The organism is Pseudomonas sp. CM27, from assembly GCF_013179515.1.
Lineage (GTDB): Bacteria > Pseudomonadota > Gammaproteobacteria > Pseudomonadales > Pseudomonadaceae > Aquipseudomonas.
Genome location: NZ_JABMCN010000459.1, coordinates 1 through 976, shown reverse-complemented (window position 1 = coordinate 976; position 976 = coordinate 1). Strand labels below are relative to the sequence as shown.

General features: G+C 63.6%; 2 protein-coding genes. One reads left to right on the top strand and one right to left on the bottom strand.

What is annotated here, in order from left to right; translation table 11 throughout:
* The coding region (locus HP547_RS28940; RefSeq protein ID WP_172288923.1) for a twin-arginine translocation signal domain-containing protein at positions 1–444 on the bottom strand (444 nt) is incomplete at its 3' end.
* 233 nt (positions 445–677) lie between these two features.
* Between HP547_RS28940 and HP547_RS28935 the strand changes: the two genes are divergently transcribed.
* Positions 678–976, top strand: a 299-nt coding sequence (locus HP547_RS28935; protein ID WP_256676480.1) for a protein-disulfide reductase DsbD domain-containing protein, incomplete at its 3' end; no start/stop codon positions are given.

The following is a 976-nucleotide window of genomic DNA, read 5'->3' as shown; positions in this document are numbered from 1 at the left end:
CATCGGCACTTTGCCCGGGGGCAGCAGCGGGTCCGGCGAGTGGGCCTCGGGCCAGGCGATGCCGTCCTGCTCCAGGTCGGCGGCGGTGACGACGCGGTCCGGTTGCAGGTCGGCGCCCAACAGGGTCAGGTCGTGCCCGGCGTAGATGCGGTCGGCCTTGGTCGCCTTGAGCAACAGCGCATGGCCCTGCTGCGCGGGCCAGCCGGGCATGTCCTTGGCGCGGATGTCGCGGGCGAAGAGCTTGTCGCCGCAGACCTTGGACAACGCATCGTTGCGAAAACGCGCCTTGCCGTCATGGTTCATCCACTTCAGCGGCGAGGTGGTGACGCGGTCCTCCATCAGGGCGGCGAATGCCTGGCTGCCAAGCGGCGCCATGGTCACGCCGACACCAGCGATCAGGCCGCCTTGCAGGAAGGCGCGCCGGGAAATATCACGGTTGGACATGCTTGATCCTCTGGGCAGTTGGGGGCCTGCCCTTTTTTGATTCTAGTACTAGCGGGGAAAAGCTGACTTGTGCGTCAACTTTACAGCAAATTGGTGGGGGGAAGCAAAGTCAAGCCGACAATGTGTCGCGGTATGTCTCAGATGTGTGCGGGTGCGGGGCGTGAGGCGGTTAACCTTTACTTAATCATCCCCAGCCAGCATGGCCCCATTCCCAGTTCTGCCAAGGCGAAGACATGCGCGTCCTCCTGCTCTTCCTGACATTTTTCCTGGCCGGCCCGTTGCAGGCCAACCCGTTCGAGGTCAAACCCGACTTCCTGCCGGTCAACCAGGCCTTCGTGCTGACCCACGACCGCCAGCCCGATGGCCAGATGCGCCTGTACTTCCAGATCAAGCCGGGCTACTACCTGTACCAGAAGCGCCTGAAATTCGACGGCCTGCCGGCCGAGCAGCACCCGCAATTGCCGCCGGCGCTCAACCACCATGACGAGTTCTTCGGAGACAGCGCGGTGTACCGCGACCAGCTCGAACTGCT